At 69.6% G+C, this 13,883-nt stretch carries 14 protein-coding genes; 7 read left to right on the top strand and 7 right to left on the bottom strand.

From position 1 onward, the window contains the following. Nucleotides 1-209 precede the first annotated feature (209 nt). Nucleotides 210-866 (top strand): TetR/AcrR family transcriptional regulator, encoded by a 657-nt coding sequence (locus ACFYP0_RS30335; RefSeq protein ID WP_356974634.1) that lies wholly within the window; start codon nucleotides 210-212, stop codon nucleotides 864-866. A 76-nt stretch (nucleotides 867-942) separates the two neighbouring features. Here ACFYP0_RS30335 and ACFYP0_RS30330 read toward each other — a convergent pair whose 3' ends face one another. Next, nucleotides 943-4,128 (bottom strand): penicillin acylase family protein, encoded by a 3,186-nt coding sequence (locus tag ACFYP0_RS30330; RefSeq protein WP_386998385.1) that lies wholly within the window; start codon nucleotides 4,126-4,128, stop codon nucleotides 943-945. A 908-nt stretch (nucleotides 4,129-5,036) separates the two neighbouring features. Here ACFYP0_RS30330 and ACFYP0_RS30325 point away from each other — a divergent pair. Continuing rightward, nucleotides 5,037-5,954, top strand: coding sequence for an NAD(P)H-binding protein (locus ACFYP0_RS30325; RefSeq protein WP_386998384.1), 918 nt, complete (start codon nucleotides 5,037-5,039; stop codon nucleotides 5,952-5,954). Here the strand turns inward: ACFYP0_RS30325 and ACFYP0_RS30320 are convergent. The 3 genes from ACFYP0_RS30320 to ACFYP0_RS30310 are packed head-to-tail and all read right to left on the bottom strand — an operon-like array spanning nucleotide 5,901 to nucleotide 7,947. Then, entirely contained in the window at nucleotides 5,901-6,149 is a 249-nt protein-coding gene (locus ACFYP0_RS30320; RefSeq protein WP_386998383.1) for a DUF1737 domain-containing protein, read from the bottom strand. The two genes, ACFYP0_RS30325 and ACFYP0_RS30320, sit on opposite strands and share 54 nt — an antisense overlap. 53 nt (nucleotides 6,150-6,202) lie before the next feature. Continuing rightward, on the bottom strand, nucleotides 6,203-6,691 hold the full coding sequence (locus tag ACFYP0_RS30315) for a MarR family winged helix-turn-helix transcriptional regulator (RefSeq protein ID WP_386998382.1): 489 nt from the start codon (nucleotides 6,689-6,691) through the stop codon (nucleotides 6,203-6,205). 8 nt (nucleotides 6,692-6,699) lie between these two features. Further along, nucleotides 6,700-7,947, bottom strand: coding sequence for an FAD-dependent oxidoreductase (locus ACFYP0_RS30310; RefSeq protein ID WP_386998381.1), 1,248 nt, complete (start codon nucleotides 7,945-7,947; stop codon nucleotides 6,700-6,702). Nucleotides 7,948-8,045: 98 nt separating this feature from the next. On the opposite strand from ACFYP0_RS30310, the gene ACFYP0_RS30305 reads away from it, so the two are divergent. Together ACFYP0_RS30305 and ACFYP0_RS30300 are read left to right on the top strand one after the other, a co-directional pair. After that, nucleotides 8,046-8,705 (top strand): MSMEG_1061 family FMN-dependent PPOX-type flavoprotein, encoded by a 660-nt coding sequence (locus ACFYP0_RS30305; protein WP_386998380.1) that lies wholly within the window; start codon nucleotides 8,046-8,048, stop codon nucleotides 8,703-8,705. A gap of 234 nt (nucleotides 8,706-8,939) precedes the next feature. After that, nucleotides 8,940-10,124, top strand: a complete 1,185-nt coding sequence (locus tag ACFYP0_RS30300; RefSeq protein ID WP_386998379.1) for a serpin family protein — start codon at nucleotides 8,940-8,942, stop codon at nucleotides 10,122-10,124. 30 nt (nucleotides 10,125-10,154) lie between these two features. Here the strand turns inward: ACFYP0_RS30300 and ACFYP0_RS30295 are convergent, their stop codons facing one another. After that, nucleotides 10,155-10,547, bottom strand: a complete 393-nt coding sequence (locus ACFYP0_RS30295; protein WP_386998378.1) for a VOC family protein — start codon at nucleotides 10,545-10,547, stop codon at nucleotides 10,155-10,157. A 91-nt stretch (nucleotides 10,548-10,638) separates the two neighbouring features. Between ACFYP0_RS30295 and ACFYP0_RS30290 the strand changes: the two genes are divergently transcribed. From ACFYP0_RS30290 to ACFYP0_RS30280, 3 genes are all read left to right on the top strand, one after another. Continuing rightward, on the top strand, nucleotides 10,639-10,875 hold the full coding sequence (locus ACFYP0_RS30290) for a hypothetical protein (RefSeq protein ID WP_386998377.1): 237 nt from the start codon (nucleotides 10,639-10,641) through the stop codon (nucleotides 10,873-10,875). Between the two features lie 67 nt (nucleotides 10,876-10,942). Further along, nucleotides 10,943-11,584 (top strand): DUF7003 family protein, encoded by a 642-nt coding sequence (locus ACFYP0_RS30285; protein WP_386998376.1) that lies wholly within the window; start codon nucleotides 10,943-10,945, stop codon nucleotides 11,582-11,584. A 216-nt stretch (nucleotides 11,585-11,800) separates the two neighbouring features. Continuing rightward, the gene (locus ACFYP0_RS30280) at nucleotides 11,801-12,283 is read left to right on the top strand and encodes a GNAT family N-acetyltransferase (protein WP_386998375.1); all 483 of its coding nucleotides are present in this window, start codon (nucleotides 11,801-11,803) and stop codon (nucleotides 12,281-12,283) included. A 100-nt stretch (nucleotides 12,284-12,383) separates the two neighbouring features. Here the strand turns inward: ACFYP0_RS30280 and ACFYP0_RS30275 are convergent, their stop codons facing one another. Then, nucleotides 12,384-12,965 (bottom strand): dihydrofolate reductase family protein, encoded by a 582-nt coding sequence (locus ACFYP0_RS30275; RefSeq protein WP_386998374.1) that lies wholly within the window; start codon nucleotides 12,963-12,965, stop codon nucleotides 12,384-12,386. 66 nt (nucleotides 12,966-13,031) lie between these two features. Continuing rightward, nucleotides 13,032-13,871, bottom strand: coding sequence for a helix-turn-helix domain-containing protein (locus tag ACFYP0_RS30270; protein ID WP_386998373.1), 840 nt, complete (start codon nucleotides 13,869-13,871; stop codon nucleotides 13,032-13,034). Between the last annotated feature and the right edge of the window lie 12 nt (nucleotides 13,872-13,883).

The raw sequence follows: 13,883 nt of genomic DNA, 5'->3' as shown, positions 1-13,883 counted from the left end.
GCCACCCCCCCCCCGCGTTAACCCCCCCCCCCGCCCCCCCCCGGGGGGGGGGGCGCCCCCCGGGGGGGCCCCCCCCCCCCCCCGGGCGCGGGCCCCGGGGGCCCCCCCGCCGGTCCGGGCCGCCCATCACGTGAATGCGTCGTGTCGCCGAATGGACTCCAAGGTCCCGTTCCCCCGGGACAATCTGGTTCGCTGGATACACTTGACAGATGAGCGACGAGCAGGTGGCTGCGCCGACGAATAGGCGGAGGATCAGTCAACGGGGCATCGCGACGCGAGACCGGATCCTCGATGCAGCGAACCGGCTGATGCTCGTGCGCGGAGTCAACGCGACAACGCTTGACGACATCCGCGAGGCAAGCCAGACGAGCAAGTCTCAGCTCTACCACCACTTCGCCGACAAGCAGGAACTCGTGCGCGCCTTGGTCAGTTATCGAGGCGCGCTTGTGCTTCAGCGTGAACGCGCAGGGCTCGAACGACTCAGATCGTTCTCAGGACTCGTCCGGTGGCGTAACGCTCTGGTCCAGGCCAACTCGCTGAACAACGGCAAATACGGCTGCGGCCTCGGGTCGATGACTCTCGAACTGTCTGATCAGGATGAGCAGGCTCGATCGGCCCTGTCGGAGACGTTCGCGGCATGGGAAAGGCTGATCAGTGATGGCCTGCACCGGATGCGCGACAGCGGCCTACTGCGCCAGGATGCCAACCCGGAGAAGTTGGCCACGGGATTGATGGCCGCTTTGCAGGGCGGCTACCTGCTGGCAAACGCCGCGCACGACGTCGCACCCATGGAAGTCGCTCTGGACATGGCGCTGGAACACATCAAGTCGTTCCTCGTGCAGCCGTCCGAGGAGCCGACCCGCTGACTGGGCCCCGCATCGGCCACGACGCACCGCGCACCGGAGGGGCTGGCGTGATTCCCGCCAACCCCTCCGGGCACGGTCACTTGCCGTACAGCTCGAATTCGTAGAGCGAGAACCCGTACGAGGTGGCCCGCTTGACCCCGTACACCCGCACGTAGCGGGCGGTGACGGGGGCGAAGGTGGCGTTGTCGACGCCGCCGTTGCCGGTGGTGGTGGCGAACACCGGCGTCCAGGAGCTGCCGTCGCCGGAGACCTCGATCCGGTACGAGGTGCCGTGCGCGGCTTCCCAGCGCAGCACGGCCCGGCTGACGCTGCGGGCCGCCCCGAGGTCGACCCGGAGCCACTGGTTGTCGTTGTAACTGCTGGCCCACCGGCTGCCGAGGCTGCCGTCGACCGCCTTGTCCGGCGTGTGGCTGGTCAGGAACTGCGTGCTCGATGCGGTGGTCGGACGGCCCTGCGCCAGGTTGGTGACGTCGTCGCCCCGGCGCGCCGGGAACGAGACGACCTGCTGGTAGGTGGGGCGGTTCTGCCAGGCGATCACCGGGTGGGTGATGCCGCCGAGCCCGGACTGGGCGATCGAGTCGGCACACCACTGGTCGCCTGCGCCGCAGGACTTGTCTCCGGGGTAGACAGTGGTGACCGGCACCGCGGCGGCCTGGCCGAGCGCGTCGAGCAGGGCCTGCCGGCACGCGCCGAGGTTGCCGTTGCCGCAGTACGAGCGGCCCAGCCCACCCGCCACCGGGTCGCCGAGTACGGTCCGCAGGTCCTTGTCGACGTAGCCCCACCAGCCGTACTGGAACGACGAGCCCTTGTGCGCCTGCCCCTGCAACGCCCAACTTGCGGCGCCGTCGCGTCCGCCGTTCTGGCCGCCCGACGGCGCCTCGTTCACCTCGATGGCGTCGACCAGCGCGGCGTAGAGGTCTGGCCCGAGGCCGGGACGGAACTGCGCCGAGGCCAGCAGCGGCCACCAGGCGTCGAAGATCCGGATGGCGTCGGCGTGCTGGTAGACCTTGGAGCCGGGGGACGTCTCCACCCGGCGGGCCCCGGCCTGCTGCCAGGCGCGCAGCTTGCCCACCGCGTCGGCCAGCGTCGGATCCGTGACCGGCGTGCTGTCCAGCACCCGCAGCAGGTCGCCGAGAACCTGCTGGCCGCGCAGGTCGGTCACCGCCGCATCCGCCATGATCTTGACGACGTCGGCGCGGCCGAGCCTGCGCTGGGCGATCGCGGCGCGCACCGGGCCGTCGAGCAGCTGAGCCCGGTGTACGGAACCGAAGCTGAAGTTGCCGTCCGCCGCCCCGAAGTCCCGCGCCTGCTTGTTGTTCCAGCTGACGTAGTAGTCCTGGTTGACCGACTGCGGATGCGTCGACGCCGGGGTGTAGGTGGCGTCGTTGGTGTCCGGGTTCCAGCCGGCCCACTCGTACGCCGGTTCGGCCTTCGTAGGCAGGTTCGGGTCGGCGGTGGCCGGACGGACCGGGTTCGAGCCGGAGTTGACGTACGCCGCCTCGGTCGAGTTGACGTAGAACCAGTTGAACGCGTACCCGACGCTGGCCGCGGACGCCTGGAACGCCGCCGCGCTGCCCATCGCCGACGGGTCGTTGAAGGCCTGGAAGCCGATCGCCGAGTCGGCCTCGTGCCGGTAGGTCGAGCGCAGCTTGGTGAAGGCGGTCGGCTGCCCGTTCACCAGGCCCCGGTAGGAAACCAGCCCGTACTTCGTGCGCAGCGCGCGCAGCGTGTACGAGCCGGCCGGGGTGGAGTCGGCCAGCGTCGGCGACCAGGAGTTGCGCTGCTCCAGCGCCTCCATGGCGAGGCACTGCCCGTGGTAGAGGTAGCGGTTGGTGCGCAGCGTCGGGGCGCTGCCGTCGGTGGTGCACAGCGGCACCGCGTACGTGTCGGTGAGGTCCTGCGAGGCCGAGGTGGCGCTCCACGCGTAGTCCTGGCCCCGGCCGAGCAGCACGTAGAGGTTGAGCCCGGCGAACGCGGCGCCGCGAGCGCTGATGCCCGGCCCCTGCAACTCCTGAATCATCAGCAGCTGCGGCGCGAAGTAGCCGGTCTGCGGCCCGAATACGGCGACCGGGTTGCCGGTGGTGGTGTGCTGTCCGGAGACCACCACCGCGTTGGACATGCCGTGCGCACGCAGGTTGGCCAGGCCGCCGATCAGCCCCTGGGTGGCGGTGCTGGCACCGGTGCGGGCGGCGGCCCCGCCGGTGGCGTCGTACGCGAGGGGTTCGGCGACCACCGAGCCGGCGTCGGGGAGCACCGCGCTGCTCGCGCCGGGCGGCGTGGCCCCGTACGGGAAGCTCTGTCCGTCGTGCAGGGTGAGCACGGTCTCCGGGTCGTTCTGCGAGCGGAACGCCGCCCACACCCGGTCGCCCTCGGTGACGCCGTACTTGGCGCGGGCGGCCACCCGGACCAGCGCGGACTGGATCTCGCTGCCGCCGCCCCCGCCGAAGAGCCCGCCGATCACGCCGGCTGTGGCGATGAGGTCGGTCATGGTGAAGTGCTTCGGCTTACCCGCGCCCGCGAGCACGTACTCGCCCGGGTAGTTGTCGTCGGCGATCGACTTGTCGATGTAGGCGTTGATGCCGGCGATGTAGTCGACCACGTCGGTGTAGAGCTGCTGGCCCCGGGCGCCCTTGAGGCGCAGCGCGTCCACCTGGGCCTGGAGGTCCGCCTCGGTGTAGGGCGAGTTGGCCCAGACGCTCTGCTCCAGCTCCCGGTTGCCCGGCGCGCCGCCGGCGAACGAGGTGACGTTGCCACGACCGACGTGCCGCAGCAGATCCATCACCCAGAGCCGGTCCTGGGCTCCGGCGTAGCCGGCGCCGAACATGGTGCCGGCGCGGGTGGTGCCGGTGACGTGCGGGACGCCGGTGGCCTTGTCCCGCACGATGGTGACGTCCGATCGGGGCGAGACGGTGCTCTCCACCTGTGCGGCCGGAACACCGAACGAGGCGTCGTTGTAGAAGTGGGCGATCTGCTCGTCGGTCAGCCCGGCGTAGTTGTAGACCAGGTTCGCGTACTCGTCGAGCTGGTCGCTCGAGTGCGCCGGGCGGGTGCCGAGCGCCTGGTGCGCCAGGATGGCGACCAGCGTGGCGTTGCCGTTCTGCCCGGGGGGCAGGATGTCGGCACACTGGCCGAGGCAGTAGTCGTTGGCGGCGAACGTCGCGGCGGCCAGCGCCGGTGACGGCGGGGTCACCGTCAGGACGCTCGCGGTCAGGACGGCGGCGGTGAACGCCGCGAGGCGGTTACGGAAAGCGGGACGGGGCATGGCGATCCTCCGGGGACGCGGAGTCGGGCCGTTCGGTCACGCCCGGCTTCCGGTGCCGACGTCTCGCCCTCCGCGCCCGGGCGTTCCACCAGGAGGTGAGAGTGACTCACATCTATCTTCGGCAATGATCGACGCAGGACCCCCGCCCGGGATAGCCGTCGTTCACCACGCGCCAATGCCGACGTTTCGCCGATTTCCCCTCACCGACTTCCCGGATCGCGGCTTTGGTGGTGACCGGCGACTGCCCCGACACCGCACCGAAATGAATGGCCTCACCGACCCGATCCGATCTACCGTGCAACGAGGTATCCATCTCCGACGCATTCACGAGAGGACCTCACCCCGCGTGACACCGCCTGCTCTCTAGACCTGACACGTTCCCCGCGCCTGGGTTGCCGACGTCGCCGTCGGTTCGTTCCCATGCCTTCCGTCAGGTCTTTGGAGAGATCATGTCTACGCGTCCTCATACCGCGCTGCCCTGGCCCGTCGGGCGCACCGGGCTTCCCCTGCTCGCACTCGGCTGCGTCCACTGCGATTCCGGCATCGGCGACCGGCCGTTCCGCATCACGGTCGACGGCGGGCTCGTCCACAACAGACCCCTGGTCGCCTACGGCGCCGGCTTCCCGGGCCAGCATGCGCACCCGATCCTCGTGACGGGCCACTCCGGCAGGTCCTCGGGTCGTCGGCCGCCGTTGGGGCGAGAGCATCGCTGGCCCCGCCCGTGGCTGCATCAGGCCTCGGTCCGCGCGAGGTCGCTCCTGACGCGCGAACGAACGTCAGGACCGGCCCGATACCGACGGAGGAGGTGACCGCCCGGGTGCGGACCCTCGGCCCGCGCTCCGCGCGACCGCCATCAGGCGAAGCCGGACGCGGGCCGTCCGCATCGGCACGCCGACCGGAATGGCGTCATGGCCACGCCCATGTCGAGCATGCCCTGCGCGACGGCCTCGGAGCGACCGGCCCGCAGCATGTCCTCCGCGGCCTCATCGCTGGGCGTCGTAGGCGCGCCGTGCGCGTTCGACCTCTCCGAGGCTGGCGCCCTCGCGGCCTCGGGTGCCGCGGTGACGGCGGTGTCCCGGGGGCAACGTCCGGGCGCCGTACCAGAGGGCATCCGCCACCATCGCGCGGACCTCGAGCAGCCGGAGAGCCTGCGCCCGGCGCTCGCCGGCGCCGAGGCGCTGTACCTGCTCGTGGAGGGCGCCGGAGCCCACCTCGACATGCGCGAAATCCTGCGGGTCGCCGCAGCCGGCGGCGTGAAGCGCGTTGTGCTCCAGTCCTCGCAGGCGGTCGCCACACGACCGGACTCGCCGTCACACGCGCCGCTGCGCGCCATCGAGGACCTCGTCCGCCGATCCGAATTCGACTGGACGATCCTTCGCCCCGGCGGTTTCGCCTCCAACTCCTTTGCCTGGACCGGACCGGTCCGGGGCAGGCGGACCGTGTCCGCACCGTTCGGCGACGTCGGTTTGCCCGTGATCGACCCGGCCGACATCGCCGAAGTGGCGGCCGCCGTGCTCCTCGACCGCTCGCACGATGGCCGTACCTACGAACTGACCGGCCCGGTCCTGCGCACGCCACGCGAACGGGTCGCCGATCTCGCCGCCGCGCTCGGCGAGCCGATCGAGTTCGTGGACCAGACGCCCGACGAAGCCCGCGAGCAGATGCTGCGGTTCATGCCGCCGCCGGTTGTCGAGGGGACGCTGGCGATCCTCGGTACGCCGACCGAAGCCGAACAGCGGATCAGCCCGGACGTTTCCGAGGTCCTGGGCCGATCACCACGCCCCTTCGCCGCCTGGGCCACGCGCAACATCGACGCCTTCCGCTGACGGTCGCGCGGAGCCGATGGAGTGCGGCAGCACCAACGCTTGAGCGGCGATGACGCGTTCGCCGTCGAAGGTCAGCGCCGGCGACCCGTGCAGCTGATAACCCTGGTCGAGTAGGAGGCTCACGCGTTTGCAGAACTCGGCGTCATCGGGTCCGGTGATGAGGCGGTAGCCGAGCGGCTCTGCGAAATCTGACACCGCCGCATTGTGCCTGCCTTGCCCGGATAATGCCCCACCAGGCCGACAACAGCTCAGGCAGACCGCTGCGCGGTCTCGCCGCCGCGCAGGCGGTCCAACTCGGCGAGGTACATCGCCTGCATGCGGTCGTAGTGCCGGACCAGCAGCCGGACCTCCTCAACGCTGTAGCCCTCGATGAGTCGCTCGGCCCCTTCGGCGAACTGCTCGTACGGTTGCTTCAACTCGGCGGTCCGCTCCGGCCGCAGGGTGACGATCAGCCGCCGCCGGTCCGCCGGATCGCGCTCGGCGGTCACGTAGCCCGCCTGCTGGAGTCGGCGGAGCATGCTGGTCACCGCACCGGTGGTGAGGTTCGTCCGCTCGGCGACCTGCCCCGCGGTGGCGGATCCGACGTCGGCCAGGTAGTCCAGGCACTCCAGGTCGCTCACGGTGAGGCCCAGCCGCTCCGCGATGGCGTACCGGAACACCATGGACAGCCGCGACATCTCCCGCCCGGCGCGCATGAGGTCGGCGATCGCGGACGCACGGGCCGGCTCGTGGGACATGCCAGCAATCATCCCTCCGGCACGGTGACCCGATGCAGCCGAGGTAACACGCGGGTCAGCACCCAGTGGGGTGCGGCCGCTCCCCCGGTGAGTCGGCGCATCAGCCTGGCGGCGGTGTCGACGGCACGGAAGGCGTAGGGCACCATTTCGTCCTGGTAGCTGGCGATCGCCTCCTCCACCGGTGTGCCGCTGGCCCGGGCCTCGACCAGCTTGTGGCCGAGCAGGGCGGCGTCACGCAGCGCGGTGTTGCCGCCGTGCGCGCCGAACGGCGGCATGACGTGCACGGCGTCGCCCATCATCGTCGCCCGGGGCACCGCCCACCGGCGCGGGCGCTGGCCGGTGGCGAAGAGGTTGAGCACCGTGGCGTCCAGCTCGGCCGTGCCGACCAGTCGCCGGATGACCGGGTGGAAATCCATGCTCATCCCGGAGGCCAGTCTCCACAGCGCCAGCAGGTCGCCCCGGATGCCCGTGGGCACCTCCTCCTGCCGGAGCAGCAGTCCCCACATGACGTAGTCGTCGCCGGTGGGCGCATAGCTGCCCGGGGCCAGGCGGGCGAACGCCTCCGGCGGGCTCTCGCCGAACCGCATGGAGGTGAAGAAGAAGGCGCGGCCCGGCCGGTCGGCGATGGCCAGGACCCCGCTGGTACGCAGCGCGTCCGGGATGATGCTCTCGCCGTTGCGCCAAAGGGGCGACCGGCCGTAGATGCCCGCCATCGGGGTGTTCGCCGGGTTCGCGTCCGGCATGATCTGTGCGCGCAGCGCCGAGCCGACGCCGTCCGCGCCCACGACGACGCTTGCCGAGGCGGCCCCGCCGTCGGAGAACAGCAGCCGCGGCCCTGCCGGGTCGCCGCTGTCCACCGCGACGGCGTCCTTGCCGTAGTGGATGCGCCCGTTCAGCCCGGACTGCAGGATCGACCGCAGGGTCAGCCGGTCGACCTGGCGGGTCGCGTGCGGCTCGTCCTTGAAGGTGATGGTGAATGCGTCCCGCAGCCGGCCGTCGGTGAAGCGCAGGTGCCCGCCGGGCTCGTCGCCGGTGGTCAGCGCCAGGTTGTACAGCGAGCGGGGCAGGCTCTCGCGCAGCGCCTCGATGCCGTACCGGTCGAGAATGATCCGGTAGCCCTGCCGCCGGACGAAGGGGCCCGAATCCCGCTCGTAGACGTGCACATCGATGCCGGCGCGCATCAGGTACTGGGCGAGGCAGAGGCCGGAGAGGCCGGCGCCGGCGATCGCCACCGAGAAGTCCGTCGATATACTCACAGGGATATCTTAATGACTAAGATGATTTGGGCAAGGCCGCCGGCATGCCACACCGCGGCCCGCCAAGCCGCCCGGCGGGGGTGAATTAGTGTCGATGCATGACGCCAGTCCTTGCCGCCAGTGCCTTCGACTCGCTGCGCCTCGACGCCGTGCCCGACCAGGAGGCGCTGCGCCGGGCCTACGAACTCCCCAGCGACGCGGCCGTGCGAAAGCAGATGACCGAGCTCACCGAACAGACCCGGCGGTTGATCGGCTGCTCGTCGCTGGTCCTGGTCGCCACCGTGGACACCAAGGGCAACTGCGACGTCTCCCCACGCGGCGGCCCTGCCGGCTTCGTCGCCGTCCTGGACGCACGAACGGTGGCAATACCGGACGCCACCGGCAACAAGCGTCTGGACAGCCTGCAGAACGTCGTCGCGACCGGGCGGGCCGGGCTGCTGTTCATCATCCCAGGGCGCACCACGACGCTCAGGGTGAACGGCCGGGCCTGCGTCTCCACTCGCCCGGAGCTGCTGTCGCAGCTGACCGCCGTGGGCAAGCCACCGGCCAGTGCCCTGGTGCTGGGGATCGATGAGGTCTACCCGCACTGCCCCAAGGCGCTGCTGCGCAGCGGGGCTTGGAAGCCCGAGCAGTGGCTGCCGGCGGACGCCCAGCCGACCTCGGCCGAGGTGACGCTGGCCCAGCTACGAATGCCCGAGCTGACGATCGCCGACATCGAGAAGGCCGAGGCAGACTCACTGAAGTACCGGTACGAGTAGCAAGCCGGACAGCGATCGTTGTGGTGTCTCGCGCTTTTCAACGAACGAGTGACAGACATTGCCGAGTTTCGATGAATTTGGGTTTGTGCCTGGTGGGTTTCCGTGGGACTGCTCTAACCTCGATACATGGTTTCGCGTCGATCCGTTCTGCGGGCGGTCCCGCTTGCGGCCGCTGCCCTTACCGCCGCCCCAGGTGGTCCCCATTGGCTCGGTCCGCCGTCCACCTCGACGGCTGTGGACCGCGTACCAGCCGACCCGGCCACGATGCAGGCCGCCGCTACCGCCGTCAGCGGCTTCACGGCCGACCTCTACCGCACGGTGGCGGCGACCCGGGCAGGCGGCAATGTGGTGTGCGCGCCGTACTCGGTCGGGCTCGCGCTCGCGATGACCAGGGCCGGCGCCCGCTCGACCACGGCGGATGAGATGGACGCGGTGCTCCATGCGCCGCATCCGCGCCCCCGCGCGCTCGACAGCGGGCTCAACACCGTCGAGCAGACGCTCGCCGGCCGCTACCAGGACGGTGACGGTGTCAAGCAGCCTCGGCTGACCACGGCCAACGCGCTGTGGACACGACTCGATCTTTGTCTGCGACCCGGGTTCCGGGACGCCCTGGCCGGCTATTACGGCGCCACGCCGCGACCGGTCGACTTTCGCCGCGCGCCGGAGGTGGCCCGCCAGGAGATCAACACCTGGGTGTCCGATCGGACAAACGCGAAGATTCCGGAGCTGTTGCAACCCGACGCCGTCAGCCCCAACACCAGCCTGATACTGACCAACGCGATCTACCTCAAGGCGGCCTGGAAGTACCCGTTCACCGTGGCGGCCACCGCGGTGGCACCGTTCACAAGGGATGACGGGACCATTGTCGACGTCCCGATGATGCGCGGGCCGTTCGACCGAATGGGTTACCTCGAGGGGGACGGGTGGCGCGCAGTCGACGTGCCGTACGCGGGCGACGGGCTTGCCATGGCCATCGTCATGCCGACCCGGGACGACCTCGCCGCGGTCGAGGCGAGCCTCGATGCGACCTGGCTGGGCGCGTTGCTGACCGGATTCCGGATCACCGACGTCGAACTGCGCCTGCCCCGGTGGACGTTCCGCCTGCCGGCTGAGCTGGGCGCCGCGCTGAGCAGCCTCGGCATGCCCACGGCATTCACGTCACAGGCCGATTTCACCGGCATGAGCACCGAACCGGCCCTGTGCATCGACGACGTGGTGCACGAGACGTTCATCGCGGTGGACGAGAAGGGTACCGAGGCCGCAGCCGCGTCGGCCGTCATCGTCCGGCCGCCGTCGATCCCGCAAGGGCCGCAGTTCTTCGTCAACCGGCCATTCCTGTACGTCATCCACGACCGGCTCACCGGCGTACCGCTGTTCCTCGGCCGGGTCCACGACCCGCTGGTCAACGGCCCAGCCTGACCGGACGGGACCAGACGGAGGTGCGCTACGTCAGCTGGCCCCGAGCAGGTCCCACCGGTTGCCGGCTATGTCGAGGAAGACCGCGACCCGACCATAGGGCTCCGTCCGCGGCTCCCGAACGAAGGTGACATCGGCCTCGACCATCCGCCGGTAGGTGGCGTCGAAGTCGTCGACGCGGAGGAAAAAGCCCACTCGGCCAGCCAGCTGGTTACCGATTGCGGCGCGTTGGCCCTCTCCGTCGGCGCGAGCGAGCAGGATCCCGGTCTGGGCACCCGGCGGCCGAACGACCACCCACCGCTTGGGTCGACCGTCATTGGTCAGCGATGGGGAGTCCTCGACGAGGTCGAAGCCGAGTACGTCGGTGAAGAACGCGATTGCGGGGTCGTACTCGTCGACAATCAGGGCAACCAAGTCGATCTGCACCCTGGCAGCGTATCTGGGACCAGGCCCTGCTTGCCTGCTCCCCGGTCCTGGGCCGCCCAGCCCGCGTCGACGATGACAAACCCATGGTTGGGTGACCGGCCTGACCACTGCCTATTGCCTGCGCCGCGGTGCCACGGTCATCGTCCGTGGCGTGCGCACGGCTGCGGACTTCCGCTACGAGTACCAACTCGCTGCTATGAACGAGCGACTCGGCATGCAGACCGTCTGGGTGCCGTCCCGTCCGCACCTGGCCGCCACATCGTCAACGGTCGCACGCGCCTACCGCTCGGCACAGCCGGCCGGTCCGTCGCTGAACGCTGAGAAGTGACGCCGGATTCGCGGCAGATACGCGCACCGAACCTGGTGGAGAAGCCGTGGCTCTACACTGCACGACCATGCGTTCCGCCGAGATCCTCGACCAGCTCGACACCGCGGCCGCAGACTTCAAGTTTCCGGACCTGGGCCACGGCTACTACTACGCGGTCGATGCCCGGCTTCACGCCTACCGTGACGCGCAGCGGTGGGCGCTCATCGTCGAGGTGTTGGGATACTCCCCCAGGGCCGGCAACCTCACCGACGTCCTTCACGTCTTCGGTAACTGTCTGACCGAGGGCGAGTCCGGCTACACCAGCGAGGACTTCCTCGACCGGATCGACAACTGGGACGAGATCGAGGACGTTGACGAGCCTGAGATCTATGACGGAGGGTCGATCGTGGTACGTGGGCGGCGGATCACGGTCGCCGCCGAGCGGGGCGAGGAACTGGTCGACGTGCTTCGCCGGCTCGTCCCGGACCACCGGGAGCTGCTGCTCGCCGACGAAGTCGAGCTACGGCGGCGCATCCCGGCCGACATCCCAGAGATCATTCGCTTGGATCAGTGGCACCATCCATACCTTCTCCAGGACACGCTTCCCAGTCAGTCAGAGACCTTCCGCCAGCTCGCCGACGTGCTGGCGACAGGAGACGTGAAACGATACGCACCAGACATGCGGCCCAACACGCACTGGTCCAACTGGCCGGAGTCCGGGAGCCTGTAGCCATGCCTGGTCATGAGCGGCACGGCTGTACGCAGCTTTGGCGGATACTCCGTGCCACGAATGCGGTGCAGCGCCCCGTAGGATTCCTGTCATGAGTTGCTTCGCCGCCTGGCGTACCCGCCACTGAGGGTCGGCTCGCCGCCGTTCCGGCCGCCGGCTGGCCATCTGATGCCCGTTTGTTGGTTTTCAGAACCTCAGCTCGAGAGGCACACTCACATGCGTATCCGCTCGTTTCTTCAGCATGACCTGGCCCGGCTCACCGAACTGACCATCGAGACGTTCGGACCGTTCTACGAAGACTCCTTCCGCCCTCTCGTGGGCGAGGTCGTCTTCGCCAACCAGCACGGCAAGTGGCGCGACGACTACGTCAAGCAGGTTGCCGAGCTCCACGACCCGGCCGAGCACCGGTACGTTGCGGTCGCCGAGATCAACGGCGCCATCGCCGGCTACGTGGCCTGGGCGGTAGAGCCTGAGCGCCGAAATGCCAGCGTCACCATCCTCGCCGTGTCCGCGGAGCACCGCCGGCTCGGCGCGGGCACCGTGCTGTGCGAGCATGCGTTCGCCGCGATGCGGGAACTGGGCGCCGACGTCGTCATGATCGGCACGGGCGGGGACGGATTCCATGCGCCCGCCCGAGCCCTGTACGAAGCACTGGGCTGCACGCCGCTGCCGGTGGCCGTCTACTACCGGGAACTCTGATCTGATCCGGGGCGGGTTGCGGCGACGCACCCCGCCCCGGTCACAGCGTCTTCCATCTGGACGGCGGCCTGCTCAACGACCGCCGGGCCGCTGAGATCGGTCAACGGCGCACCGGATAGCGCAGGTGAAGCACCCGGTTGCCCTGAATCACCACGTCAGGATCCTCCAACAGGTGCTGCGCGTGGACCGAGCCGAAGTAGCGCTTGCCGGACCCGAACACCACGGGTACGACGTCCATGCGCACCTCGTCGACCAGGCCCGCGGCAAGCACCTGGCCGCCGACGTCGCCAGCGGCGACCTCGACGATGCGGTCGCCCGCGAGCTCCTGCGCCTTGGCCACGGCTGCCTTGACGCCGTCGACGAAGTGAAACGGCGCCTTCGGGTCCCAGCCCTCGGGCTTCGGCCGGTGCGTCACGACGACCACGTGGTCGATTCCGCTCGGAGGCTTCCCGTCCCAGCCGTCCGTCATGTCGAAGACGTGACGGCCGGCGATTGTCACCCCGATGTGGTCCCAGTACGGCCGGGTGTAGTCGTAGGACGTCTGTGACACCTTCAACGTGCCGCTCTCGTCCAACGGGACGTCACCGCTGGTCAACCAGTCGAACAGCGGTCCGGGCTGGTCGTTCTCGTCCGCGATGAAGCCGTCCGCCGACACCGAGCTGTACATGACTACTTTGCCCATCGGCGCGCTCCTCTGCTTGGGATGCCCTCAGGCTAGATTTTCGTGGGCTGTCACTCTTGTAAGAAATCAATCGGTCGGTAGCGGCCAGCCGTCCAGCACGTGGCCGGGATGTTCGCGCAGGAAGCGGCGCCTGACTTCGACGTACCGTGTCGGTGTGAGCCCGGTGAAGGCCCGGAACTCGTGGCCGAAGTGGGCCTGATCGAAGTAGCCTGCGCCACCGGCGAGGTCGGCCCAGTCGATCGGTTCGGCGGGGTTGATCGAGAGCACGGTGGCGGCGAAGCGGTAGGTGCGGGCCAACCGCTTCGGCGTGACACCGATGAGCTCCTTGAACCGCTGTGCCAGGTGAGTGCTGCTGACACCGGCGGAAACTCTCAGGTCGTCGATCGCCACCGCCCCACTGGCCGCGGCGATGATGCGGCTCGTATGGCGGACCAGCCCCAGGCCGGCCGCGTCGCCCAGCCGTCGCATCAGCTCCTCCTCGAGCAGCGTCAGCATCTCGTGAGGTCCCTCGGCCGTAGCCAGCCGGTCTCGCAGCTCAGCGACGGCGGGTCGGCCCCAGACCTGCTCAATCGTCACCGGCCGGTCACACAGCTCCGCTGCGGGCATCGGCAGGAACGGTGCCGGCCCCCACGGCTTGAAGTGCACGCCGACGGACCGGGTCCCGAGTGGGTAGCCGAACTCGAACGCGCGGGTGGGCGTGGTGACCACGCAGCCGTCGGCGTACTCGGCCGTCTCGACGTCGGTGCCGGCACGAATGCGAAACGGTGCCCCGAGGTTGACGATGAGGAACGCCGCCGGACTTGCCGGCAGCGTCAGCCGGGCGTACGGCGGTGCGCCCTCCAGGTAGTAAAGGTCGTCGATCAGCCCGTCCAGCGGCGGTCGCGGCACTCTGGACACGTACTCCACGCCGACAGTATC

This window comes from Micromonospora arida (genome assembly GCF_042873195.1).
Lineage (GTDB): Bacteria > Actinomycetota > Actinomycetes > Mycobacteriales > Micromonosporaceae > Micromonospora > Micromonospora arida.
This window is presented reverse-complemented; position numbering and strand designations above follow the sequence as displayed.

What these genes read in the sequence shown, in the direction of transcription:
- ACFYP0_RS30335 (WP_356974634.1), top strand. Translation starts at nt 210, where the DNA reads ATGAGCGACGAGCAGGTGGCTGCGCCGACGAATAGGCGGAGGATCAGT.
- ACFYP0_RS30330 (WP_386998385.1), bottom strand. Translation starts at nt 4,128, where the DNA reads ATGCCCCGTCCCGCTTTCCGTAACCGCCTCGCGGCGTTCACCGCCGCC.
- ACFYP0_RS30325 (WP_386998384.1), top strand. Translation starts at nt 5,037, where the DNA reads ATGGCCACGCCCATGTCGAGCATGCCCTGCGCGACGGCCTCGGAGCGA.
- ACFYP0_RS30315 (WP_386998382.1), bottom strand. Translation starts at nt 6,691, where the DNA reads ATGTCCCACGAGCCGGCCCGTGCGTCCGCGATCGCCGACCTCATGCGC.
- ACFYP0_RS30305 (WP_386998380.1), top strand. Translation starts at nt 8,046, where the DNA reads ATGACGCCAGTCCTTGCCGCCAGTGCCTTCGACTCGCTGCGCCTCGAC.
- ACFYP0_RS30285 (WP_386998376.1), top strand. Translation starts at nt 10,943, where the DNA reads ATGCGTTCCGCCGAGATCCTCGACCAGCTCGACACCGCGGCCGCAGAC.
- ACFYP0_RS30280 (WP_386998375.1), top strand. Translation starts at nt 11,801, where the DNA reads ATGCGTATCCGCTCGTTTCTTCAGCATGACCTGGCCCGGCTCACCGAA.
- ACFYP0_RS30275 (WP_386998374.1), bottom strand. Translation starts at nt 12,965, where the DNA reads ATGGGCAAAGTAGTCATGTACAGCTCGGTGTCGGCGGACGGCTTCATC.